Source organism: Helicobacter zhangjianzhongii, assembly GCF_030249855.1.
GTDB lineage: Bacteria > Campylobacterota > Campylobacteria > Campylobacterales > Helicobacteraceae > Helicobacter_B > Helicobacter_B zhangjianzhongii.
In genome coordinates, this window is sequence record NZ_JANURN010000029.1 from 1 (window position 1) to 768 (window position 768).

At 44.4% G+C, this 768-nt stretch carries 1 protein-coding gene; it reads left to right on the forward strand.

Annotated elements, in window-relative coordinates; genetic code table 11:
- Positions 1-47 precede the first annotated feature (47 nt).
- A complete protein-coding gene (pyrH, locus tag NYG90_RS10515) occupies positions 48-761 on the forward strand; it encodes a UMP kinase (RefSeq protein WP_115011440.1) in 714 nt (237 codons plus the stop codon).
- Positions 762-768 lie beyond the last annotated feature (7 nt).

Below are 768 nucleotides of genomic sequence, written 5' to 3' on the forward strand. Positions count from 1 at the left end.
AAACCTATAATCTCACCACAATACACAAGCACATAAAGGACAAAGATATGGAAAAAAACAAGCGCGTTTTAGTGAAGTTTTCTGGGGAGGCATTAGCAGGGGATAATGGCTTTGGGATTGAGCCAAAGATCCTTAGCTATATTGCTGATGAGATTGCTTCACTCCTAGAGGCAAAGATAGAAGTAGGCATTGTCATTGGCGGGGGGAATATTATCCGTGGTGTGAGTGCTGCACAAGGTGGTGTGATCCGCCGCACAAGTGGAGATTATATGGGTATGCTAGCCACAGTGATAAATGCAGTAGCTATGCAAGAAGCCCTAGAGCATAGTGGTGTTAATGTGAGAGTGCAAAGTGCCATTGAGATTAAAGAGATTTGCGAGAGCTATATTTATCGCCGTGCTATTCGGCATTTAGAAAAGGGACGGGTAGTGATTTTTGCTGCTGGGACAGGGAATCCATTTTTCACCACAGATACGACTGCTACCCTACGCGCAGTGGAGATAGGAGCAGACTATGTGATCAAGGCTACAAAGGTTGATGGTGTCTATGACAAAGATCCTAAAAAATACCCTGATGCCAAGCGACTTGATACTATCTCCTATGATGCAGCTTTAGCAGAAAATATCAAAGTGATGGACGATACAGCAATCGCCCTAGCCAAAGATAATCGCCTACCTATCATCGTGTGCAATATGTTTAAAGCAGGAAATCTCCTTGAGATCGTGCGTGATGGCAAGGGTGTGTTCTCTGTGGTGAGATAGGGGGATA